The organism is Hymenobacter sp. YIM 151500-1, from assembly GCF_025979885.1.
Taxonomy (GTDB): Bacteria; Bacteroidota; Bacteroidia; order Cytophagales; family Hymenobacteraceae; genus Hymenobacter.
Map to the genome: position 1 here is coordinate 3,379,595 of NZ_CP110139.1, position 22,651 is coordinate 3,402,245.

Annotated in this window: 14 protein-coding genes; 8 read left to right on the top strand and 6 right to left on the bottom strand. The window is 60.9% G+C overall.

Annotated elements, in window-relative coordinates:
• Nucleotides 1–116 precede the first annotated feature (116 nt).
• Nucleotides 117–4,076 carry a cadherin-like domain-containing protein gene (locus tag OIS53_RS14160; RefSeq protein WP_264679230.1) on the bottom strand — a complete coding sequence of 1,320 codons (3,960 nt, stop codon included), beginning with the start codon at nt 4,074–4,076 and terminating at the stop codon, nt 117–119.
• A 411-nt stretch (nt 4,077–4,487) separates the two neighbouring features.
• Entirely contained in the window at nt 4,488–6,605 is a 2,118-nt protein-coding gene (locus OIS53_RS14165) for an RICIN domain-containing protein (protein ID WP_264679231.1), read from the bottom strand.
• 320 nt (nt 6,606–6,925) lie between these two features.
• Here OIS53_RS14165 and OIS53_RS14170 point away from each other — a divergent pair, with 320 nt between their 5' ends.
• Entirely contained in the window at nt 6,926–8,992 is a 2,067-nt protein-coding gene (locus OIS53_RS14170) for a histidine kinase dimerization/phosphoacceptor domain -containing protein (RefSeq protein ID WP_264682362.1), read from the top strand.
• A 40-nt stretch (nt 8,993–9,032) separates the two neighbouring features.
• Nucleotides 9,033–9,782, top strand: a complete 750-nt coding sequence (locus OIS53_RS14175) for a LytR/AlgR family response regulator transcription factor (RefSeq protein WP_264679232.1) — start codon at nt 9,033–9,035, stop codon at nt 9,780–9,782.
• Between the two features lie 145 nt (nt 9,783–9,927).
• Here OIS53_RS14175 and OIS53_RS14180 read toward each other — a convergent pair whose 3' ends face one another.
• Nucleotides 9,928–11,685, bottom strand: a complete 1,758-nt coding sequence (locus OIS53_RS14180) for an amino acid permease (protein ID WP_413775163.1) — start codon at nt 11,683–11,685, stop codon at nt 9,928–9,930.
• A 519-nt stretch (nt 11,686–12,204) separates the two neighbouring features.
• Here OIS53_RS14180 and OIS53_RS14185 point away from each other — a divergent pair.
• From OIS53_RS14185 to OIS53_RS14195, 3 genes are all read left to right on the top strand, one after another.
• A complete protein-coding gene (locus tag OIS53_RS14185) occupies nt 12,205–12,612 on the top strand; it encodes a carboxypeptidase-like regulatory domain-containing protein (RefSeq protein ID WP_264679233.1) in 408 nt (135 codons plus the stop codon).
• Nucleotides 12,613–12,758: 146 nt separating this feature from the next.
• Nucleotides 12,759–13,508: a carboxypeptidase-like regulatory domain-containing protein gene (locus OIS53_RS14190; protein WP_264679234.1), complete on the top strand. Its 750-nt coding sequence runs from the start codon at nt 12,759–12,761 to the stop codon at nt 13,506–13,508.
• Between the two features lie 445 nt (nt 13,509–13,953).
• Nucleotides 13,954–15,063, top strand: coding sequence for a lipocalin-like domain-containing protein (locus OIS53_RS14195; protein ID WP_264679235.1), 1,110 nt, complete (start codon nt 13,954–13,956; stop codon nt 15,061–15,063).
• A gap of 110 nt (nt 15,064–15,173) precedes the next feature.
• Here OIS53_RS14195 and OIS53_RS14200 read toward each other — a convergent pair whose 3' ends face one another.
• On the bottom strand, nt 15,174–16,358 hold the full coding sequence (locus OIS53_RS14200; RefSeq protein WP_264679236.1) for an ATP-binding protein: 1,185 nt from the start codon (nt 16,356–16,358) through the stop codon (nt 15,174–15,176).
• A 291-nt stretch (nt 16,359–16,649) separates the two neighbouring features.
• On the opposite strand from OIS53_RS14200, the gene hemA reads away from it, so the two are divergent.
• Entirely contained in the window at nt 16,650–17,921 is a 1,272-nt protein-coding gene (hemA, locus tag OIS53_RS14205) for a glutamyl-tRNA reductase (RefSeq protein WP_264679237.1), read from the top strand.
• 465 nt (nt 17,922–18,386) lie between these two features.
• Here hemA and OIS53_RS14210 read toward each other — a convergent pair whose 3' ends face one another.
• A complete protein-coding gene (locus tag OIS53_RS14210; RefSeq protein ID WP_264679238.1) occupies nt 18,387–18,695 on the bottom strand; it encodes an ArsR/SmtB family transcription factor in 309 nt (102 codons plus the stop codon).
• 279 nt (nt 18,696–18,974) lie between these two features.
• On the opposite strand from OIS53_RS14210, the gene OIS53_RS14215 reads away from it, so the two are divergent.
• Entirely contained in the window at nt 18,975–20,204 is a 1,230-nt protein-coding gene (locus tag OIS53_RS14215) for a Glu/Leu/Phe/Val dehydrogenase dimerization domain-containing protein (protein ID WP_264679239.1), read from the top strand.
• A gap of 162 nt (nt 20,205–20,366) precedes the next feature.
• A complete protein-coding gene (locus OIS53_RS14220) occupies nt 20,367–21,506 on the top strand; it encodes a mechanosensitive ion channel family protein (protein WP_264679240.1) in 1,140 nt (379 codons plus the stop codon).
• Between the two features lie 207 nt (nt 21,507–21,713).
• Here OIS53_RS14220 and OIS53_RS14225 read toward each other — a convergent pair whose 3' ends face one another.
• Nucleotides 21,714–22,619, bottom strand: a complete 906-nt coding sequence (locus tag OIS53_RS14225; protein WP_264679241.1) for a TerB family tellurite resistance protein — start codon at nt 22,617–22,619, stop codon at nt 21,714–21,716.
• Between the last annotated feature and the right edge of the window lie 32 nt (nt 22,620–22,651).

Consider the following 22,651-nt stretch of genomic DNA (forward strand, 5'->3'; position numbering starts at 1 on the left):
CAGGAAACCACAGGAAACCAGCTGAGGCGTGCGGCCAGGAGTGGGGGTGCCTTACACAAAAAAGGTCCTTCCTGGTAGCAGGAAGGACCTTTTGCGCGTGAGTTATTAGCTTGATATTACTGCTTAACCAGGCGCTTCACGAACTGCAAGCCATTGGCACCCCGCACCTGGAGCACATAGGTGCCATTTATTAAGGAGTGCACATCCAGCGGGTGCGTGTCGCCGCCGGCATAGCGGGTTTCCAGCACCAGGCGGCCCACGGCGTCGTGCAGGCTCACCTGGTAGGTGCCGGCCGGTAGCTGCTGCAAGTCGAGGCTGACGGTGGCCGTGGCCGGGTTGGGGTACACCACCACCGTGGGTGTCTTCGGCGTCGTGTCCTCGAAGCGCACCACCTGCACCGAGGAGTAGGTGGCGGTGCCGTCGTGGTCTACCTGCCGCAGGCGGTAGTAAACCGTGGAAGCTTGCTGCGCGACGTTCACGTCCAGGTGCTGATAGTCGGTGAAACCCGCGTGGGTGCCGCGGCCGGCTACGTGGGCAATGGTGGTGAAGTCCTGGCCGTTGGTGCTGCGCTCCACCTCAAACCGGTCGTTGTGCAGCTCCTGGGCCGTGCGCCAGGTGAGGCGGGCGTTGCGGCCGGCGGCTTTGGCCTCAAACGCCACCAGCGTTACGGGCAGGGGCCGGTTATCGACGGGAATGGTGTAGGTGGCGGTGTTGTTGCTGCCGGCGCCGCTTTCGTCGGTGGCGGAGTAGGTGAAGACGGCGTTACCCACGAAGCCCGCCACGGGGTCAAAGAACAGGTTGCCGGCCTGGTTTACCGGAATTACCTGGCCCGGCACTACGGGCGTGGTGCCCAGGTACAGCACTCCGGCTGTCGAGCTAGGCAGGGTTTGCACCGTAAACGAGCCCACGGCCGGCCCGGCCGTGACGGTGGCACTCAGCGAAGGCACGGAGGAAGAAGGCGCTACGTTGCTCATGCCCGGCGCCGTCACGTTATTGGCCGTGAGGCCGATGGTGCAGGTGCCGATGTACAGGTCGTCGAGGCCGAAGTCGTTGCCGCCCCGCACCTTGTTCACGTCCCGAATCTCGATAACGGCGCTGGTGTTGCTGCCCGAAAACCACAAGTCCGCAATGCGGGTGTAGTTGGTGGTGCCATCCAGCGTGGTTACAGAGGAGGTAGACTTGCCATTAATAACAAAACCCAACTGCGCCGGACTACCAGGGTTTACGCTGTTGGCAAAAGCCGCGAAGTTGTAATAGGTATTGGGCCGCACAGTTATCGTTTGCTGATACACCACGGATAAATCCTGGGAGCCGTTCACAATCATGAAATTGTCGCCGGCCCCATTGCGGCCGGTGCCGGCAAAGTCAGGATGGTAGCTGGCGGCGTTGGCGGCTACGGTGTAGGTGGCTTCCGGCACCAAGCCGTTGCCGGTTTGCGTCACGTAGGTGTAGGTAGAGGTGAAACCCGTGTTGCCGGCCGTGAAGCTGGGATTTTGCAGCAGGTTGGTACCCGTACCAATGGTGCACACCAGGGCGGCATCGTACACGTTCAGCGCCACGGTGGAGACGTTGGAAAACTCGGGCGAGCTGCCCGGCACCCGCACGCGGTACGTAAAGGCATCGGGGCCGAGGTAGCCATTGGTGGGAGTGTAGGTGTAGCTGCCGTTGGCGTTTAGCACCAGTGTGCCGTTGGTAGGATTGGTTACCACCTGCACCTCAAAGCCACTATTGGCCAGGTTGGCGGGGTTGTTATCGTTGAGAATGACGTTGCCCGACTTGGCACTGTTGCCCGGCACCTCGTTGCTGTCGTCGCTGGTCACGAAGAAGTTGCCGGCGGTTACCGTCACGCTCAGCGTGGCTTGGTCGGGAGCTGCATTGGTGCCCTGGCTCGTGCCGGCTCCTACGGTGCTGATCAGAGAGTTGGCCCCCTGCGTGGTGGGGGAGGTGAAGCTGAACGTGAACGTGTTGGTAGTGCCGCTGGCCAGCACCGGCACCGTGCCAAAGTTGATGGTATTGGTGGCGCTGCTGTACGAGGCTGAGGCGGGCAGGGCGGCCTGCTGGGCGGCACTCATGGTGGCCCCGGTGGGCAGGCGCACGGTTTGCGTCACCTGCGCCGCCGACTGGGGTCCGTTGTTGCTGAACGTCACCGTAAACGTACCCGACGACAAGCCCGCGCCCAGCGTGGCCGGCCCCGCTAGCGTGGTGGTCACGTCGGCCACCGGCCCTACCACCGGGATGGTGTAGGTGGCCGGTTCGTTGGAGGCAATGCCCGCGTTGTTGATGGCGAAGAACGTAAACGTGGCGTTGCCGGTGAAGATGGGGTCCGGGTCGAAGCTCAGGTCGGCGGCCTCGGCGGCGGTCAGGGTCTGGCCCACGGTTACGGGCACGGCGCCCAGGCCCAGGTACAGCACGCCGCTGGCGGCCGAAGGCAGGCTTGCAATCCGGTAGCTGGTCACGGAGCCGCCGGGGTTGGGGTCGGTGCCGGCCAGGGGCTGAATGGCCGTAGCCCCGTTGGAGCTGGGCATGGCCGGCGAGTTGGTCACGTTGGTAGCCACGGGCGGCAGGGCGCTGGGGCCGGCGCACAGCACCGAGTTGGGCACCACGCGGGTACTGAAACCCGCCCCGGCCGTGCTGCTGTACTCCAGAACCAGCGTGTTGCCGCCGCCATTTTCGCCGTAGTACACCAGGATGTTGTGCAGGCCCGCCGAAAGCGTAACCGTGGCGCTTACCGGCCGGGTGCCGTGGGCGCCGCCGTTGTTGATGGTAGCGTTGGCAATGGTGGGGGCCAGGGCCGCGCCGTCCAGCCAGAGGTAGGAGGCGTCGTCGGAGCTGAGCGTGAAGGTGTAGGCGCCGGCCGTGGCAATGTAGATGCTGCCGCGGTGCCGGCTCGAAAACAGCTCCGGGTCGGCCGGATTGCCGCCGTTGGGCGTGGCCGGCGGAATGATGTTGCCCCAGCCGTCGGCGGCCGTAGTGGTGCTGCTCACGAAGTTCAGCTGCGGGTCAATCCGGCTCAGGCCCGACGCCGTGGTCGAGAAAAACGACAGGTTATCGGCAAAGTAGCCGGGGTAGTAGTCGGCCGATAAGCCGCTGGCGGACGGCCCGCCGCCGTACGCCGGTCCGCAACCGGGCGGCGGCCCCGCCGCCACCACCGGAATGGTGTAGGTGGCCGTGTTGGCGCTCAGGCTGCCGTTGCTGTCGGTGGCCGAGTAGGTGAAGGTTACGTTCTGGGTGGTGCTGCCAGCCGGGGTGTAATACAGCTGGCCCGCCTGGGCGGCGCTGATTACCTGGCCCGCCGCTACCAGCGGCCCGCTGCTGCTGCCCACGCGCAAGGAACCCACCGTGGGCAGGGTCACAACGGTAAACGACGCCACCGTGGCGCCGCTGGGCCCCGCAATGCTGGCACTCAGCGGACTGATTTGGGCGCCGCTGATGGCCGCCGCCGTGCTGACCGAGGCCGTCGTTACATTGTTGGCAGTTAGCTGGGAGTTGACCCCGGCAGCCACCAGGGCCATATCGTCGAGGCCGAAGTCGTTGCCGTTGCCATCGAGGTTGAGGTTGCGCAGGCGAATGGTAAGCTGGGTGCCGGCGCCCGTGCTGATGCTCACCGTGTTCTGCTGCCAGTTGCCGCCGTCGTTGGGGTTGGAGAAGACCGGCCCCACATCCACCCCGTTGGCCGACACCTGAAGCCGGGCCTTGCTGACCGGAAACGTGTTCAGCAGCCAGAAGGAAAACTGGTAGGTGCTGTTGGCCTGCAAGCCGGTAACGGTCTGCTCCCACACCGTGAGGGCCGTGGTGGCGGCATTCACAATCAGGTAGTTACCGGTTCCATTGCCAAAGGTATGGTCGGGGTAGCTGGCCTGGAAGTTGGCGTTAAAGGCCCTGTTGTCCTTGCCTACTGTGTAGTGGCCCGCGCCGGGGTCGGTGCCGGGCGGGGCTACGTACTGGTAGGCCGAGGTGAAGTCGGTGTTGCCGGCCTCAAATCCAGGGTTGGCTATCAGGTTCTGCCCCCAAGCCGAGCCGGCTCCGAGCAACAGAAGTAGAAACAGTCCGATGTGCGAGAGTATGGTTCTTGTCATAGATGCCTGCCAAAATGGGGTATGCGAGACAATGGGTTTACCTGATTAATCAATATACTACTATGTACCGATGCGGCAAAGTTATCAAAACATTTTTATATGCTATGCAGCTTGAGTACCATTCCGAAATCCTATGGCAGCAAGGCTGGCGACTATGGCGCATTGTTTCTCTCCTTCCTGTACCGGCAAAAGAGCCCTACACCACACGGCTATGCAGCACCCTCTGCGCCTCTTGCGGCCAACCACCAGCTACCAAGCCGGCCAGCCGCTGGCGCGTATCGGGGGAGAGGCAGCCGAGCAGATGCCCAGCGGCCAGGTAGGCCCATAAACGACCAGAAGCCAAGCTAGTGGAACCTACCCACCAGCTTGGCTTCTATTAAGTCAGAGCGCTTCTAGGCGGCGCTTAGTGCTCTACTCAACCTTAAGAGTAAAGGACTGCTTCCGGCCATCGACAGTGGCCTGTATATAGTACATGCCGGGCGCAAACGTGCTGGGTAGGTGAAAGTCCGTTTTGCCGTCTTTCAGCGGTACGGTGAGCAAGCTCACGAGTGTGCCCTGCTGGTTATGCACATACACCGTGGTACGCTGCGTTTTATGCGCCTCAAACAATAAGGTAGCGTCGCCGTGGTTGGGATTGGGGTAGGCCAGCAGGCTGGCATCGGTTTGCGGGTCGTTGCTGCTGGCAAAAGCCGCGCTGGTTCGGGCCGCCGTCGTGCTCACCGCTTCCAGCTTCCATTGCTGGTTGGCCGCATTGTAGTTGGTCCACTGCTGTACCTTCACACCGTTAGCCGAGGCACCGGTGCCGCCGGCTACATCCAGCACTTTGCCGCTAGCCACGTTCGTGAGCCTGTAGTAGCCATCGGAAGAGGCTTCAATCTTCCAGCGCTGGGCATTGCTGCCGGTATCATTCCACTGCTGCACCTTAGCACCATCGGCCTTGCTGCCGCCGTTCACGTCCAGCACCTTGCCCGAGTGGCGGGCCATCAGCTTGTAGGTGCCATTGCCTTGAGCCGAGATAATCCACTGCTGGTTGGCGCCTCCAACGTACTCCCACTGGTGCACCTGCGCCCCGGCGGCCGTCGAAACTTCGCTCACGTCTAGCACTTTACCCGAGTGGCGGGCCGTCAGCTTGTAGGTGCCGCTGAAGGTGGTCGTCGTGGGTGGTGGGGTCACCGGGCCCGACGTCAGCTTCACAATCATGATTCTGTCGGACACGGCCAACGACAGCGCGCTGTTGCTGATGGCTACGGCGGCGTTGCTCAGGTCGGCGTTGTTGTTGAGTTCGTACTTGGTAGCGGCCGTAATGGAGCTGGGTACGGTCAGCGTCACGGCTTGGGCAGCGGGGTAGAGGTTCACGTTGGCGTTTACGTCCCAGCTAGGTACCTCCAGCCAGAGCATGAGGTAAAAGTCACCATTGCGCTTCTGAAACAGCATTTGCCGCACGTTGCTGGTGCTGCCGCTGAGCGTGTAGTTGAGCGAGGCAGGCGTGAAAGCCGCGCCTTTGTCGGATAGCACTGCAATCAGGTTTTTTACAGCCCGGAACGCAGGCTTCGGCGTCAAGTCCTTGCGCAGTAGCCCAAATGCTTTTTCCTTGTCGCCATCCGTGCCTTGGTTAAGAAGTTCATACTTGTAAGAGCGTGCAATGCCCCTGCGGAAGAACTCAGCGTACATCCGAGCGGTGTATTTGCCTTCTGCTTCTTCCGACAGGCCTTCTTCGCCTACGTCGTTGTGGTAGCCGCACTCCGTAGCCTGCACGCGCTTAGCACCGGGCATTTGCTTGCCCACCAGATACGTGAGGTTCCAATCGAGGCTGCCATAGCCTTTGTCGCCCCAGCCGCCCGTGCCCGGCCAGCGGTCCGACTGATACGGATGGATATTGGCGTAATCAATCCAGGTTTCCAGGTTGCCCACGCTGTTGAAAGCTCCTTCGCTGGTTAGCGAAGGACCAATCAGCGGCAGGTCTCTCAGCACCGCATCAGCTTTGGCTGTAGTGTAGGTATCCTTCGTGTAGTTCTGAATTTTTGTTACCCAGTTGCTTTCGCCGCTGCCGTGCGAAATGTCGTACTCATTAGGTGCTTCAAGCGAGGCAATGGCCGCCGTCGTTATGCCGCCCTTCACGTCACTTAGCTCGGTGCCAATCTGGCCCAGGTCCAGAGGCTGGGGCCAGTTACCGGCGTAGCGTCGGCCTAGCAGCACGTTCGTGCGAATACCGTAGGTGGCATATAGCTCGTTGTACTTGCCGTAGTTGCTGGTGCCCGAGCCGTCGCGGATGTAGCGGATGCCTGACTCCACGAGCAGGGTCTTCAGGGCTGTATAGTTGCTGTATGTGCCATACTGCCAGTGGGTATTTATGCCGATGGACTCCACAAAGGAATCGGCGGACTTAGCCGCTATTTGAGCCTGAGCTTGGCCGCCAATAGCCAGGGCCAGCAGCATAGCTGCTTGCAGCCGCGGGCGTAACCAGCGGCGCGAAGCGGCCCACTTGGAAATGCAGCCGGTGGATGCAGGGTAAGGAAGGAGTTTGGTCATGCGCTAAGAGCTGTTAAAGTGGAAAGGAAGGAGTTTGGTGGAAGAAGTGTCAGATTGCCTGTTCCTAAAGGAAAGTCAAACCTTACCGGTATTTTTCTATTTCTATTCCACCTGCAAAGAATCGAGGACGAACGGTACCAAAACCTGGACCACGGGTAGGATTCCCGCTCCAGAATCCTTGTATCTATGGGTGGCTGGAAGAACCTGGGAATACGCTTTTCCGAGCAGGCTCCTCGGCTGTACCTACCTGCTGCTGCTGCCACACCCTTATGCGCATCTTTTTACTTGCACTTCTGAGCGGGCTTGGGCTCGGCTTGCCGATGGCGGCGCAGGTTACTTCCCCTGCCCAACTCGATAGCCTGCGGCAAACGCTTAACTTCACACACAGCGATACTGCGCGCGTGCGGGTGCTCCTTCAACTCAGTAGAGCTTATTCGGAAACGGACTCGGCACAAGCATGGGCTTTTGCGCAGCAGTCCCAGGCTCTAGTCCGGCAGCACCAACTCACGCTGCTGCTACCCGGAGTTTTGAGTAGCCTGGGGCACGTGCTGTACAAACAGAACCGGCTGCCCCAAGCGCTCCGCTACTACCACCAAGCCCGACGCCTGAGCCAGCAATTGGGCCTACTTGGGCCGTTGGCTTCGAGTTACCGCAGCATTGCCCAAATCCAAGGCAAGCAAAACCGGGCGTTGGCGGCATTACAGTCATACCGGGCGGCGCTGGCCGTATACCGCCGAGTTGGCGACACGCTGGGCATGGCTAAAACGCATAGTGACATAGGCGTCGAATATGAGCGGCAAGGGGACTACGTGCGGGGCTTGCAGGCCTATCTGACGGCTTTGCGCCTAACTGAGCAGCACGATAACAAAGGCTATGTACGCGTCCGTATTCGCTTGCTACTTAACATCAGTGCCCTGCATAGTAGGCAGCAGAATACCCAGCAGGATTTGTACTACCTGCAGCAGGCTCACCGTCTCTTACATCGGTATCCCGATCCTCTTACGGAGGTGAATGTGCTGACTGATTTGGGGTTGCACCATATTGATGCCAAACGCGACTCGGTGGCGAGGCCCTACTTACTGGCTGCCGAGCGGCTGTGGCAGCAGTACGGCGGGCAGGCGCCGCGCCGTGAGCCGGCCGATATTTACTTGGGCCTGGGCACGCTTGCGTTGCGACGCCACGCTTACCGCCAAGCTCATGCCTACTTAAGCCGCGCCGCCGCCTACTACCAACGGATAAACTACAACCTGGAATATCTGGATGTGCTGCACAGTATAGCGGAGGTATACTGGCAGCAACGGCGCTACGGGGCGGCTACCGCTGTCGTTCGTCAGGCTTTGGCATTGGGCCAGCAGGCGGGCTATGCCAACAGTGTGGCCGATAGTTATAAGCTGCTAGCTGACATCAGCGTTACGGCCGGCGACTCAGCGGGCGCGCTTCGTTACCAAACCCGCTACCTGAGCCTGCACGACAGCCTATTCAACCAAGAGAAAGCCCAGCAGCTGGCTGCGTTGAACACGAGCTACGAAATGCAGAAAAAAGAGGCTCGTATCACGTGGCTCCAGCGCAGCATGGCCCTGCAGCAGCACGCACGCAACTTGTTGCTTGGCGGCTTGGCCGTTGTGGCCGTGCTGGGCGGCGCAGTGTACTGGCGTTATCGCCGTGAGCACCGCGCCCGCCGCCAACTGCAAGCCAAGGAGCAGGAGCTAGAGCAGACCCAGCAGCGCCTGCGCCAGTCGCTAGCCGAAAAGGAAGTGCTGCTGAAAGAAGTGCACCACCGCGTCAAGAATAACCTGCAAATCATTGCCAGCCGCCTGGCTTTGCAAGCGCTGGAACAGCCGGGCAACTTCGCTGTGGTCGCTGCCTTGCGCGACAGTCAAAGTTGGGTAAAGACCATTGCGCTGATTCACGAAATGCTCTACCAGTCCGACGACCTGGCCTCGGTGGAGTGCGCGCCGTTTCTGCAGCGGCTTGTGGCGCAGCTCAGCCGGGCGTTTGCCGGCGCTGGCAGCGCCGGCGCTGTAGCTTGTGAGGTGCAGGCGGCCAGCATTCGGCTGAGCACCGCCACCGCCATACCCCTGGGGTTGATTGTCAGTGAGTTGCTTTCCAATAGCTACAAGCACGCGTTCCAGAATACAAATGCCGGCCGTGTGTCCATTCGGCTTGACACGGATGAAGTGCGCGGTGACTACAGCCTATCAGTCCGTGATAACGGCGTCGGTTTGCCCCTGAATTTTTCGCTTGAAGAAACGAATTCTTTGGGCTTGAGCCTGGTACGGGACCTGGCCCGCCAGCTGGAGGGTTCTTTCGCGGTAGAACGGTTAACGGTCGGCACGAAATTCTGCATTTCTTTTCGGGAAGTGACCGAGCTTCCCCAAGCCGCTTAACGCTGTCCTTAGTAGTGCGTCGCTCTTTTTTTACAGTCGTATGCCAAGCCATAAAATTCTCATAGTGGAAGACGAATCCACCATTGCCCGGCACCTGAGCCGGGTGCTCGAGCTCCTCGGCCACCGCGTGACGGGTATAGCCGGCCGCGTGAGTGAGGCCTTAGAAAGCCTACACCAAGAACGCCCCGATCTAGTACTGCTCGACATTAAACTACGCGGCGAGTTGGACGGCATCGACTTAGCAACCCGCCTGCGCTCCGAATATCACCTGCCATTTGTGTTCGTGACCTCGCAGGCAGACGCCCGGACCGTGGAGCGCGCCAAGCTTACCCGCCCCCATGGCTACCTGATCAAGCCCTTCGATGAGAACGACATCTTTGTGGCAGTGGAATTAGCATTGTCTGTTGCGGACGATGCCAGCCTGGCGGACCCCATGTCATCTTCCAGCAAAGAAGAGAAAGTTGAGGATTCCCTGTTTTTGCGGTACCGCAAGCAGTTGGTGAAAGTGCGGTTCACTGACCTGTGCTGGGTGAGCTCCGACCGCAACTATACCACGCTTCATGCCACCTCCGGTAAGTATACCATGAATTATTCGTTGAAATATGTGGAAGAACATCTGCCGAAAAGCGACTTCTTGCGCGTACACAAATCATATATCGTAGCTATTTCACGCATCACCGCTTTTAATTTCAACGACAACTATGTGGTGGTCGACGGAAACGAAATACCTGTCGGGCGGGTCTATCAACCTACGTTGGTCAGCCGGTTTAACTTGCTCAGCGACGAGTGAAGAAAGACTATAGCCTGTTGCTTGTGCGGTAGCACGGGCAGTACCGTCCAAGGCCCATCAGCAATACGAATGGCAGGAGGATGTTTGGGCCGGAACTTCTGCTTGATAGAACGCATAACCCCGGCCATGCAGCCGGCAACTCGCGCTACTTTCGCAGGCCCAGCTTGCTATGCTTGAAGCCGTAGTTGAAGTACAGGGCCAGCCCGATAATCAGCCAGCCGAAGAACAGCAGCCAGTTGTTGACGCCCAGCTGGGTCATCAGGTAGAGGTTGGTGAGCAGGCCCAGCACTGGCAGCAAGCTCAGGCGCCGCCGAAACGACAGCCAGGCCAGCCCCACGCAAAACCCAATGAACACCAGCATGGGGATGTAGTGGCGAAACTCCTCGTAGCCCCCGTCGCCGCGCACGGCGCTGGCAAAGGCTTGCAGCCCTTCCTGGTTGTACACCACCAGCAGCGCCAGCCCCACCAGCATCACCAGCGGCACCAGGTACTGGCCGTTGATGTAGGGCACTTTGAAGCGGGCGTTGCTATGGCCGTGGGGGTCGATGACGAGGATGCCGCCGCACACCAGGGCAAAGGCAAAGAGCGTCCCGATAGAAGTCAGGTCAATGACCAGGTCCATGTTGAGCAGCAGGGCCGGCACGCCCACGAAAAAGCCCGTGACGATGGTGCTGAACGAAGGCGTGTGGAAGCGCGGGTGCACCCGCGCAAACACCGGCGGCAGCAGCCCGTCGCGGCTCATGGTCATCCAGATGCGGGGCTGGCCAATCTGGAACACCAGCAGTACCGAAGCCATGGCAAAAATGGCCGACACCGCCACAATACCCGCCAGCCAGTCCATGCCCAGGCGCTGAAACACAAACGCCAGCGGGTCGCCCACACCCAGCTCTTTGTACGACACCATGCCGGTGAGTACCAGCGTGATGATAACGTAGAGCACCGTGCAGATAATGAGGGCGTAAATCATGGCCCGCGGCAGGTCGCGCTGGGGGTTTTTGCACTCCTCGGCCGTGGTGCTGATGGCGTCGAAGCCGATGTAGGCGAAGAACACCGCCGACACGCCCTTGAGCACGCCTCCAATGCCGTTTGGGGCGAAAGGGCTCCAGTTGGCCGGATTCACGTAGAACACGCCCACCCCGATAACCAGCGCCACCACCGCCAGCTTGAGCAGCACCAGCAGGTTGGAGGCGTTTTTGGATTCCTTGATGCCCACGTACACCAGGGCCGTAATGGCCAGGGTAATCAGGCCCGCCGGCAGGTCCACCACCAGGCGCAGCCCGCCCGGCAGCTCCGGCGCCGCCGACCACGCCTTGTAGCCTTCCAGCTGGGCCGCCGACGCCTCGGCCAGCGGCTTGCCGGCCTGCATCAGGGCCATAACCTCGTGGTAATGCTTGTGGGCGCTCTGCATGCCCATGGTCAGCCACACGGGCAGGTTGACGCCCACCCCCGACAGCAGCCCGGTGAAGTAATCAGACCACGAAATAGCCACCACGATGTTGCCGACGGCATATTCCATAATCAGCGCCCAGCCGATAATCCAGGCCACCAGTTCCCCAAACGAGGCGTAGGCGTAGGTGTAGGCCGAGCCGCTGACCGGAATAGTGGCCGCAAACTGGGCGTAGCACAAAGCCGAAAACGCGCAGGCCACGGCCGTAAACACAAACAGCAAGGACACGGCCGGCCCACCGTCGTGAGAAGCATTGCCGATGGTGCTGAAAATGCCCGCCCCAATGACGGCCGCAATGCCCAGGGCCGTCAGGTCGCGCACGGTGAGGTGGCGGGCCAGGCCACCCCCGCTGCCGCCGTGGCCCTCGGCGTCGGCGGGCGGGTTGAGGAGGATGTCGTCGAGTTGTTTGCGGCGAAACAGGCCGCTGCTGCGCGTGGGAGGAAGGGGCTGGGACAAGGCGGTAGAGGAGAGTTTAGAGGGGCAAAAGATACAGAATAATGCGCCGGGGCTACACCGCAGCGCCCGTTTGCCGTGGAGAGCCGCACGAGAAACCAGGCTGCTGCGTGGCGGCTTACTCACGAGATACCCTATTTCTTCTGTAACTCGCGTGTGGAATCCGACCCAGCTCCGCATCTACCAGGTCGACACCAAATCAAACCCGCTATGCCGCGCCCCGTCATCACCATTTCCAGTCCTTGCCACGAGAGCTGGGCCGCCATGACGCCCGCCGCCCAAGGCCGGCATTGTGCCGCTTGCGACAAAGTAGTAACCGACTTCACCCGTATGACTGATGCCGAGATGCTGGCGTGGCTGCAGCACCCGGCTGCGCCTACCTGTGGCCGGTTTCGCGCCGACCAGTTGCACCGGCCACTGGTGGTTCTGGCTCCGGCACCCCGGTGGCGACAGTGGCTAGGGGCCGGGGTGGCAGTGCTGGGAATAGGAGTAGCAGGGCCTACTGCGGCTCAGGTAACACCCATGGCGCAGGTTGCGCAACAGAGTGCAACCGATGGTGTAGTAAACACCTCCGCAGTGCCTGAGAAACTAGTGCTACCCTCGCGTTTAATCAGGGGACGTGTGACGGATACTCAAACTGGTGAAGGGCTGCCAGGTGTGACAGTATTGGTGAAAGGGACCCATACGGGAGTAACTTCTAATATGGACGGCACCTTTGAACTACTCGTTCCTGAAGCCCTTACCAACCAGCAGGTTATTACCTTTTCCTCAGTAGGGTATATCGAAGAAGAGAAGAATATCGGTACGCTGGTCGCGCAAAATGGCCTGGCTGAAATACACTTGCATGGTGCTGTGACAGGTGGCATTTTTTATCCTGTATATACTCTCCGTGGCTTGTGGCAGCGCCTGATGCGTCCGTTCCAGCGGTAAAGGCGGCGTCCTCTTTAGTTCCTAACCGGCCTTCTGCATTGCCAACTCGGCCGACTATCTGGGCACTCAGCAGATTTTTCCTCCCGCTTCGTGTGGAATCGGCATTGAGGGCGCATCAACTCAGCACACCAACCTGCTGAGCCCTTATGCCGCACCGCCCCACCGTCACCATTCCGCAGCCCTGCCACGAAAGCTGGGCCGCCATGACGCCCGCCGCCCAAGGCCGCCACTGCGCCGCCTGCAACAAAGTAGTAACTGACTTTACCCGCATGACCGACGCCGAGGTAGTGGCCTGGCTGGCGCAGCAGTCCGGTTCGTCGTGCGGCCGGTTCCGCCAAGACCAGCTGCATCGGCCGCTGCATACTGCGGCGCCCGAAGCAACCCTGTGGCGCACGTGGCTGGCTGCTGCCTCGGCGGTGCTGGGGTTTGGTGCTGTGGCTGCTCCCGCTGCTCAGGCTCAGCAAAAAGAGCGAGTGGAAACGCACGTAACCGTGGGCATGGTAGCTACCCCAAAGCCCCCGCAACCCCTATTGCTGCCGCCGCCAGTGGTGCGCGGCGTGGTGCTGGACTCTGCCACGCGGGAGCCGCTGCCGGGCGTGACGGTGCTGGTGAAGGGCACCACTATTGGTGTTTATACGAATGCGGATGGGTCGTTTGAGCTGGTATTGCCGGAGGAGTATCGGGATAATAGCTCAGTAGAGCTAACGTTTAGCTCTATCGGCTACGTCAATCAGTTCCACAGAGCCATTCGCAACGAATCCCTCACGATAGTTCTGGCACCCGACCACCGCGAACTTGGTGGCTTAATGGTTGTTGCGGGCGGTTACTATGTTTCTCCCTGGTACACCCCTCGCGGCCTGTGGCAGCGTCTGATGCGGCCGTTTCGGCGGTGGTAGCCGCCTCCCCCCCGGCCCCGCAACTGCTCCATACGCAGTATCCCGTGGACAGGGAGAGCTGGACGTAACAGTTCTACACCGCCCCTTTGGCTACCGTCTCCGGAGCTGCTACAGCTTGTATTCGCACAGGGGGCCACGTAACGGTTGAAGAATTGTAGCAGCAACACGAGAAAAAAGCCCAGTGCCGCGTAGCAGTGCCAGACACGTTCAAATTGTTTCTTGCACCGCTACGCGGCACCGGGCCTTCTCTTCGTCTATCTACAATCCTCCAGGCCGCTACGCGGCTACTCAACGACACTTGGCTGCTCAACTGGGTAGCCGTACTGGAGGCGGGAGCCGACAGGGCGGCGTCGAACGACCCGGAACTGGCTCCCCCTCTCCACGGGAGAGGGGGCCGGGGGGTGAGGCTAAACCTTTCCACCCTCAAAACCCTTATTCCGGCAGTATGAAAAACTTACTGCTGGCACTTACTATCCTCCTCGGCACGGCTTCCAGCTGTGCCCTCAAGCCCACCAACAAGCACGACGTATTCACGGAGCGGGCCCAGCTGCCCCAGGAAGAAGCCGTGCACCCGCGCAACTCCCTGGAGTGGTGGTACTTCACCGGCCACCTGCGCGACAAAGCCACCGGTGAAATGTTCGGGGTGGAGTACGTGTTTTTCCACTTCAACATCACGGGCAAGAAGGACTGGCAGATGGTCAACTTTGCCCTCACTGACCCGCAGCGCCAGCAGTTCCGCTATGACTATAGGGTGGAGCGCCTGCCCCGGCTGCTGGCCTCGGCCCTGCCGCTCAACCTCAGCACTCAGAAGAAAGACCAGCGCTGGACCCTCACCGGCCAGGAAGGCACCTACCACCTGCAAGGCCGCATGGCCCAGCACCGCGGCCACGCCATCAACCTGCGCACCCAGCCCCTGAAGCCCGTGCTCCTGCACAGCGGCACCGGCTACGAAAACTACGGCGACGTGGCCCGCGCCGGCTACTACAGCTACCCCCGCCTGACCACCACCGGCACCCTCGAAATCGACGGCAAGGTGCGCGAGGTGGAAGGCCAGCTCTGGTACGACCGGCAGTGGAACTGCAACTCCGTCACCAACAAAGGCATCGGCTGGGACTGGTTTTCTCTGCAACTTGATGAGCCGGCCGTGACGGCGGGCGGCGCGGCCCCCACGGCCCCGGTCCAGCACGAAATCATGGCCTACCTGCTGTTCGACCGAAACTCCAGCCGCACCGTGAGCGGGGGCACCTACAGCGGCCCCGGCCAGGCCGTGGACCTCAAAGCCCAGGACTTTCAGCTCGATGTGCTCAGCTACTGGACCAGCCCTCACTCCCGCCTGCGCTACCCCAGCAAGTGGCGCCTGCGCATTCCCAGCCAGGGCTACGACCTCACCATCACGCCCCTCGTGCCCGACCAGGAACTGACCCTTAAGCTATTTGCCGGCATCAAAATGCACTACTGGGAAGGCATGTGCCGCGTCGAAGGCACCCACCACGGCCAGCCCGTGCAGGGCAACAGCTACGTGGAGCTGACGAATCGGGGGAAATCGGAGAAGTGAGATGGTGAGACATGAGACTATGAGACATGAGAGGTGAGACTTTCGTGCTGACGGCCGCGCCGCTAGAACATCGTCTCACCTCTCACTTCTCAAAGTCTCAGGTCTAATCACTACTCCTCCCTCAATATTACCCGGAACGTGGTGCCGCGGCTTACTTCGCTCCACTTCACGAAGAGGCGGCCCTGGTGGTAGTTTTCGATGATGCGCTTGGCCAGGGCCAGGCCCAGGCCCCAGCCTCGCTTTTTGGTGGTGTAGCCCGGCAAAAACACGCTTTCTAGCTTACTCTTCGGAATACCCTTGCCGGTGTCGGTGATGTCGATGGCAATCTGGGTTTTGTTGCGCACGGGGCGGCGCAGGTGAATGGTGATGGAGCCGCGGCCGTCCATGGCGTCCACGGCGTTTTTGCAGATGTTTTCGATAACCCAGTCAAACAGCGGCACATTCACCAGGGCGGGCGTGTCCAGGGGCAGGTCGGTTTTGATGGTGAACGTCACCTTCCTCGATACCCGGCTTTGCAGGTAGCTGATGGCGTTCTGCGTGACGCGCAGGATGTTTTCGGGCTTGAGCACCGGCACCGAGCCGATGTTGCTGAACCGCTCGGTAATAATCTGTAGGCGCCGGATGTCCTTGCTCAGCTCCTCCACGATGGGCTCGTCCCGAAACCGCTCACTCTCGCTCAGGTAGCTCTGCCAGGCCATCAGGCTGCTCAGGGGCGTGCCCAGCTGGTGGGCCGTTTCCTTGGCCAGGCCTACCCACACCCGGTTCTGCTCGGCCCGCCGCGAGTAGCTGAACGCGAAGTAGGCAATAACCGCCAGGCACCCGATAATTGCCAGCTGCACCAGCGGGTAGTAGCGCAACTGCGTCAGTAAGGCCGACTCCTTATAATACAGGTAAGAGCGCAGGCCGGCCCCCAGCTCAATCACAATGGGCGGGTGCTGCTCCTTCATCACCTCCACCTGCTCCCGCAGATACTTTTCCTGCTGCTGGGGCGTGAGGCCCTGGGGCATGTTCAGGTTCTGAGCGTCCACGGGGTAGCCTTCGTCGTTCACCCAGATAACCGGAATGGTCTTGTTGGCCTCCACAATTTCGGTCATCAGAAACGACACGTTCGACTCTTCCTCCGACGTAACCAGGTAGCGCTGGGTGCGGGCGTAGAGGTCAATCTGCTTCTGCTCCCGCTCGGCCAGGCGCCGCACCAGGATGTTGGTGTAAATAACGGTGGCGGCGGCCACCAGCAAGGCCACGCCCACGATAATGAGCTTGATACGGGACTTTTGGTCGTAAATCGGAATCACGCGGAGGAAGACAGCAGGAACAACAACGCGGAGCCACGGCTCCCCGGCGAAGATACGGCCGCCCCGCCGGGAAGTGTCAACTCCTCCGCCCTGGCCTGGTACTTTTCACCAACCATGGGGGCATTGCATAATTTTTATCCGGCTTCAGATGATTCAAACAGCTGTTCGTCCGTGTAATCGGCCTTTTTGTCATCAATCCCGTTTAGTGCGAACCTGAGGCGGGGTGCTACTGTTTTTACCCTAGCAATTTCTAGCGTATTTTTGCCTCCTGTTTTTGCACTAGCTCCCGCTATGCTCTATCCATTCAAGGCCGTTAGTCTCTCCTACAAGAAAGCTCCGCTAGCCATTCGGGAGCTGATTGCCTTGGATGAGGCTGCCTGCCGCCGCTTCCTGCACACCCTGCACCACAACCTGGGCCTTACCGACCTGCTCGTGCTAAGCACCTGTAACCGTACCGAAGTCTACTACTCGGCGGAGCGCGACCAGAGCCCGGTTATCATCGAAGCCCTCGGCCAGCTTAAAGGCCTAGCCCATATTGCCGAACACTTTCCCTACTTCGACGTGCTCGACGAGCACGCCGACGCCGTGCGCCACCTGTTTGAAGTTGCCATGGGCCTCGATGCCCAGGTGGTCGGCGACCTGCAAATCAGCAACCAGGTGAAGCAGGCCTACCAGTGGTCGGCCGATGCCGACGCGGCCGGGCCCTTCCTGCACCGCCTGCTGCACACGGTGTTTTTCACCAACAAGCGCGTGCAGCAGGAAACCGCCTTCCGCGACGGCGCCGCTTCTACTTCCTACGCCGCCCTCGAGCTGGTAGAGGAGCTAACCGCCGACGTGGCCAACCCGCGCGTGCTGGTGGTGGGCCTGGGCGAAATCGGGGCCGATGTGTGCCGCCACCTCGGCGACAGTAAGCTGTTCCCGGACGTTACCATCTGCAACCGCACCCGCAGCAAGGCCGACCTCCTGGCCCAGGAGTGCGGCCTGAAAGTGCTCGATTTTGAATACTTGGTGCAGGGCCTGAAAGAGGCCGATGTCGTTATCAGCAGCATCGCCCGCGACGAGCCCTTCTTCACCCGCGACATGGTAGAGCGCCTCGAAGTGCTGAGCTACAAGTTCTTCATCGACCTGTCGGTGCCGCGCAGCATTGCTTCCGATGTCGAAACCGTGCCTGGCGTACTAGTCTACAACATCGACGCCATTCAGAGCAAAGCCTCGGCCGCTCTGGAGCGCCGCCTGGCCGCCGTGCCGCAGGTGCGGGCCATTATCGAGGAAAGCATGGCCGGCCTCCAGGACTGGACCAAGGAGATGCTGGTGTCGCCGACCATTCAGAAGCTGAAGAACGCCCTGGAGCAGATTCGGCAGGAGGAAATGGACCGCTACCAGAAGAAGCTGAGCGCCGAAGAAGCTAAGCGCCTCGACGACATCACTCGGTCCCTGATGCAGAAGATTCTCAAGCAGCCCGTGCTCCAGCTCAAAGCCGCCTGCAAGCGCGGCGAAGCCGACCAGCTCATCGACGTGCTCACCGACCTCTTCGACCTGGAGCGCCAGCCCGATGTGGCGTAAGCTTTAGCCTCACCCCCCGGCCCCCTCTCCTGCGGAGAGGGGGAGCCAGTTCCGGGTCGTTCTACGCTGCCCTGTCGGCTACCGCCTCCAGAACGGCTACCGGATTGTAGTGGCACGGTAGCCGCGTAGGGGCCTACAGGTTTGTAGATAGATGGGGAAAGAACAGGCTAGCACCGCGTAGCGGTGCCAGAGACGCCCGAACGTTTCTTGCACCGCTACGCGGCGCTACATTCTTCTACGTGTGGTTTCTACACTCCTTTAGCCGCTACGCGGCCACTGTGCTACTACAAGCAGGTAGCCGTCCTGGAGGCGCTAGCCGACAGGGCGGCGTAGCACGACCTGGCGTCAGGCTCCCCCTCTCCGCGGGAGAGGGGGCCGGGGGGTGAGGCCCTACAACAAGAAAGCCCGCTCCGGCTGTCCGGGGCGGGCTTTTCTGGACCGGTACGGCGCCGGCTAACGCATGCGCTACATCGTGTCGCAGCAATCCTCCAGCGAGTCGATAACGTCGAGCAGCTTGGGGATAGACAGGGAGTAGTAGATTTTGGTACCTACTTTAAACGAGGACAGCACGCCACGGTCTTTGAGCGTGATAAGGTGCTGCGAAGCAATGGCCTGGGGCAGATCCAAGGAGCGGTAGATTTCGGTTACCGTCATCTTCTCCTCTTTTCCCAGCAAGTCCACAATGGCCAAACGCTTGGGGTGGGCCAGTACTTTGAGCATGGCCGCTGCTTTATCAACTTTTTTCGATTCTACGCGCGAAAGCAAGGGTTTCATATGTCGTCTGACAAGGGTGGTACGAAGGTAGAGGGGGCATCTAGAATATGCGTAGTACGATATTTTACCCCTTCAAAGTTCCTCCCAGCGGGACAATAGCCAAAAAATTTTACAAAACAGGGCAATCCGCCCTCCGGCGCCTTTGTACGCAGCTGGGGGTGCAAGAGACAAACTGGACGATGGAAAGGACGCTTCCACTGGCAAACAAACCTGCCGAAACGGACGGGCTACGTACCTTTGGCCCACATTTTCCATCTTTTTCCGTCTACTCTCCCGCTAATGAAAGACCTGCTGGCCACCTTTGAAAACAAGCGTCCCGAAATCGTTTTTGAGTGGAAAGACGCCGAAACCGAGGCCGAAGGCTGGGTGGTCATCAACTCCCTGCGCGGGGGCGCGGCCGGCGGCGGCACCCGCATGCGCAAGGGCCTCGACAAGCGCGAAGTGGAAAGCCTGGCCAAAACCATGGAAGTGAAGTTTACCGTTTCGGGCCCGGCCATCGGCGGGGCCAAGTCGGGCATCAACTTCGACCCCCAGGACCCGCGCCGCCGCGGCGTGCTGGAACGCTGGTACCGGGCCGTAATTCCGCTGCTAAAAAACTACTACGGCACCGGCGGCGACCTGAACGTGGACGAGATTCACGACGTCATTCCCATCACCGAAGACTACGGCCTGTGGCACCCGCAGGAGGGCATCGTGAACGGGCACTACCGGGCCACCGAGCCCCAGAAGATTCAGAAGCTGGGCCAACTGCGCCAGGGCGTGGTAAAGGTGCTCGAAGATGCCGCCTACTCCCCCGCCCTCAGCCGCAAGTACACCGTGGCCGACCTGATTACGGGCTACGGCGTAGCCGAGGCCGTGCGCCACTACTACGCGCTGTGGGGCAGCCGCCCGGTGCCGGGCAAGCGGGCCGTGGTGCAGGGCTGGGGCAACGTGGGCGCCGCGGCGGCCTACTACCTGGCCGCCCAGGGTGTGCGCGTGGTGGGCATCATCGACCGGGCCGGGGGGCTGATTCGGGAAGACGGTTTCTCGCTGGAAGAAATTCGGGACTTGTTCTTGCGGCGCGAAGGCAACGCCCTCACGGCTGATAATCTGCTGCCCTTCGAGGAAGTAAACCGCCGCATCTGGTCGGTGGGCGCCGAAATTTTTATTCCGGCGGCGGCCTCGCGCCTGGTGTCGCGCCAGCAGATAGAGCAGCTGGTGGGCGCCGGCCTGGAGGTGATTAGCTGCGGGGCCAACGTGCCCTTCCAGGACCCGGAAATTTTCTTCGGGCCCACCGGCGAGTTTGCCGACGCCCACGCCTCCGTCATTCCCGACTTCATTGCCAACTGCGGTATGGCGCGGGTGTTTGCCTACCTGATGGAGTCCGACGCTGAAATCACCGACGAGGCCATTTTCCAGGATACCTCCCGCATCATCCGCGCGGCCCTGGAGCGCACCCGCCAGCAAAGCGACTCCTGCACCGGCATTGCCCAAACGTCGTTTGAAATGGCGCTGCGGCAGTTGGTGTAAAGGGTCTTAGGGACTTAGGGGCTTGGGGTCTTAGTAACTTAGCTTTGTGCCGAATTGCTTTTTCCCTTTTCATCAGTCTGATTTTGCGAAGAATTAGAACGAGCACCAAATCCATAGGAAAATCTAAGCCCCTAAGACCCCAAGCCCCTAAGACCCTACCCAATGTCCCTTCAAGAATTTCTCGACTACCGCTTTTTGGGTAATGATGTGCGGGCCTATTTGTGGTGCCTGGGCATTCTGCTGTTCGGGTACGTGTTCAAAACTCTGTTTTCGCGGCTGCTGTCCCGGTTGGCGTACCGGTTTATCGGCAAGCGGACGGAAGGCGTCACGGAGGAGCAGTTTCAGGCCCTGCTGATCCGGCCAGTGTCCGTCGTGGTATTTCTGGTGACGGTGTATCTGGCCTTTCAGGTGCTGGATTACCCCGTGCGCAGCGCCGAGCTGGGGCACGACGAGCCCTGGCCGCAGGTGGTGCTGTTTCGGCTGTATCAGGTGAGCATCATCTGGGGCGTGGCCTGGATTGCGCTGCGGCTGGTCGATTTTGCGGTGCTGGTGCTTCAGCGCCGCACCAGTACGGCGGGCGGCTTGCAGGCTGAGCTGGTGCCCTTCGCCAAAGACCTCGTGAAGGTGCTCATTGTGATTCTGGCCTTCCTGGGCATTTTAGGCAAGGTGTTCAATGTCAACGTGACGGCCCTGATTGGGGGCCTGGGCATCGGCGGGCTGGCCGTGGCGTTTGCGGCCAAGGAAAGCCTCGAAAACCTGATTGCTTCGTTCACCATCTTCCTCGACCGGCCCTTCGGCGTGGGCGACCTGGTGACGGTGGGAGGCATTACGGGCACGGTGGAAAAAGTAGGCTTTCGGAGCACGCGCCTGCGCACGGCCGAGAAAAGCTACGTCACCGTGCCCAACAAAAGCATGATTGACAAGCCCCTGGACAACCTCTCCCTGCGCACGGCCCGGCGCGTAGGCTTCACCCTGGACCTGAGCCACAACACCACCAGCGAACAGCTGCGTGCCATCACCGACGAGGCCCGCGCCACCATCCAGGCCCACCCCCTCGTCACCGACGAAGCCCAGGTGAAGTTTGCGGCCCTGACGCCAACAGCCAAAGAAGTTACCGTGCAGTACTTCATCGAAACGGCCAGCTACGATGAGTACCTCGACGTGAAGGAGGAGCTGAACTACCGCCTGATTGAGCTGGTAGAAAAGCACGGCGGCTCGTTTGCCAATGCCGGCACCACGGTAGTGCAGCTGGCTAACCCGATGGCCACCACCGCCGGCAACCCCGCGCCCGCCGCCGTGTAGGGGCGCGTTGCACGCGCCCGGCCACCGAACGGCTACATCGGGAGCTTCCCAGGAGAAGTAGCACGCAGTGGTACTTTGCGAGGCACCAGAATGACCCCTGCCCGGCGTCGTTCCAGTGCCTCCCCAATCACCACTTCGCGTTATATCCAAACACAAAGCCCTGACTGGCACCAGTCAGGGCTTTGTGTTGAGAATCAGCAGATAACCTTACCGGCCGCCCAGCAGACCACCGAGCAAGCCACCCATGCTGCCGCCGCCCAGCAGACCGCCGAGGCCACCGCCACCGGCGCTGCGCGGCGCCGAGTGGGGCTGGCCACCCAGGCCGCCGAGAATAGAAACCAAGGAGCCCAGGCCGCCGCTGCCCACGTGCGTGCCTTGCTGCGGATAGTTGCCGTAGGCGCCGGCCTGCTGGCCACCGCCCATCATGCCACCCAGCAGGCCACCGCCGAGCAACCCGCCCAGCAGACCGCCCAGCGAGCCGCCTCCGCCGCCCATGGCGCCGCTCATCAGGCCACCCAGGGAGCCACCGCCCATCATGCCGCCCATGGGAGAGCCGCCGCGGTTGCCGCCTACTACTTTTGAAATCACCATCGGGGCCACTACGCCCAGCAAGCCGGCCATCAGGGCACTTTTGGGAATGCCGGCGCTTTCCAGCTTGTCGGTGATGCCGCCGAAGAAGCTTTGCTTGGCCGGGTCGTTGGCATCGTGGGGTACCTTGGCTGCTTGGTCTACTACCTGCTCCAGGGTGTGCGTTTGCTGCTGGCTAATGCCGAGGTAGGCCGCAATTTTGTTCACCATTTCTTCCTCCGTGTTGGAGTAAGCACCGTCGGCGCGGGCAAAGCTAATCAGGTCGGTTACCAGGGAGAAGCGCAGGTCGCTGGAGCGCAGGGCTTCCAGATTCTGCTGCACGCTCTGGTTGGTAGCGTCTTTGGCCGCCGACAGCACCTGCTGGGTGGCTCCGCCCGACAGGCCGGCTTGGTGCGCCAGTTGTTGCAGGAACTCGATTTCGGCGGCGGAGGCTTCCCGGTCGGCCGAGGCCAGGCTGGCAATAACGCTCAGGTAGGCCGCTTTTTCTTGCTCCGAGTAATTCTGCAGGAGTTGGGTATCGTTCATGGGTGAAGAGAGTTCGGGGGTGGAAAAAAGAA

Bases quoted from the DNA above. Each gene is read 5' to 3' on its own strand.
- OIS53_RS14160 (WP_264679230.1), bottom strand. From the start codon at position 4,076: ATGACAAGAACCATACTCTCGCACATCGGACTGTTTCTACTTCTGTTG.
- OIS53_RS14165 (WP_264679231.1), bottom strand. From the start codon at position 6,605: ATGACCAAACTCCTTCCTTACCCTGCATCCACCGGCTGCATTTCCAAG.
- OIS53_RS14170 (WP_264682362.1), top strand. From the start codon at position 6,926: ATGGCGGCGCAGGTTACTTCCCCTGCCCAACTCGATAGCCTGCGGCAA.
- OIS53_RS14175 (WP_264679232.1), top strand. From the start codon at position 9,033: ATGCCAAGCCATAAAATTCTCATAGTGGAAGACGAATCCACCATTGCC.
- OIS53_RS14185 (WP_264679233.1), top strand. From the start codon at position 12,205: ATGGCGCAGGTTGCGCAACAGAGTGCAACCGATGGTGTAGTAAACACC.
- OIS53_RS14190 (WP_264679234.1), top strand. From the start codon at position 12,759: ATGCCGCACCGCCCCACCGTCACCATTCCGCAGCCCTGCCACGAAAGC.
- OIS53_RS14195 (WP_264679235.1), top strand. From the start codon at position 13,954: ATGAAAAACTTACTGCTGGCACTTACTATCCTCCTCGGCACGGCTTCC.
- hemA (WP_264679237.1), top strand. From the start codon at position 16,650: ATGCTCTATCCATTCAAGGCCGTTAGTCTCTCCTACAAGAAAGCTCCG.
- OIS53_RS14210 (WP_264679238.1), bottom strand. From the start codon at position 18,695: ATGAAACCCTTGCTTTCGCGCGTAGAATCGAAAAAAGTTGATAAAGCA.
- OIS53_RS14215 (WP_264679239.1), top strand. From the start codon at position 18,975: ATGAAAGACCTGCTGGCCACCTTTGAAAACAAGCGTCCCGAAATCGTT.
- OIS53_RS14220 (WP_264679240.1), top strand. From the start codon at position 20,367: ATGTCCCTTCAAGAATTTCTCGACTACCGCTTTTTGGGTAATGATGTG.
- OIS53_RS14225 (WP_264679241.1), bottom strand. From the start codon at position 22,619: ATGAACGATACCCAACTCCTGCAGAATTACTCGGAGCAAGAAAAAGCG.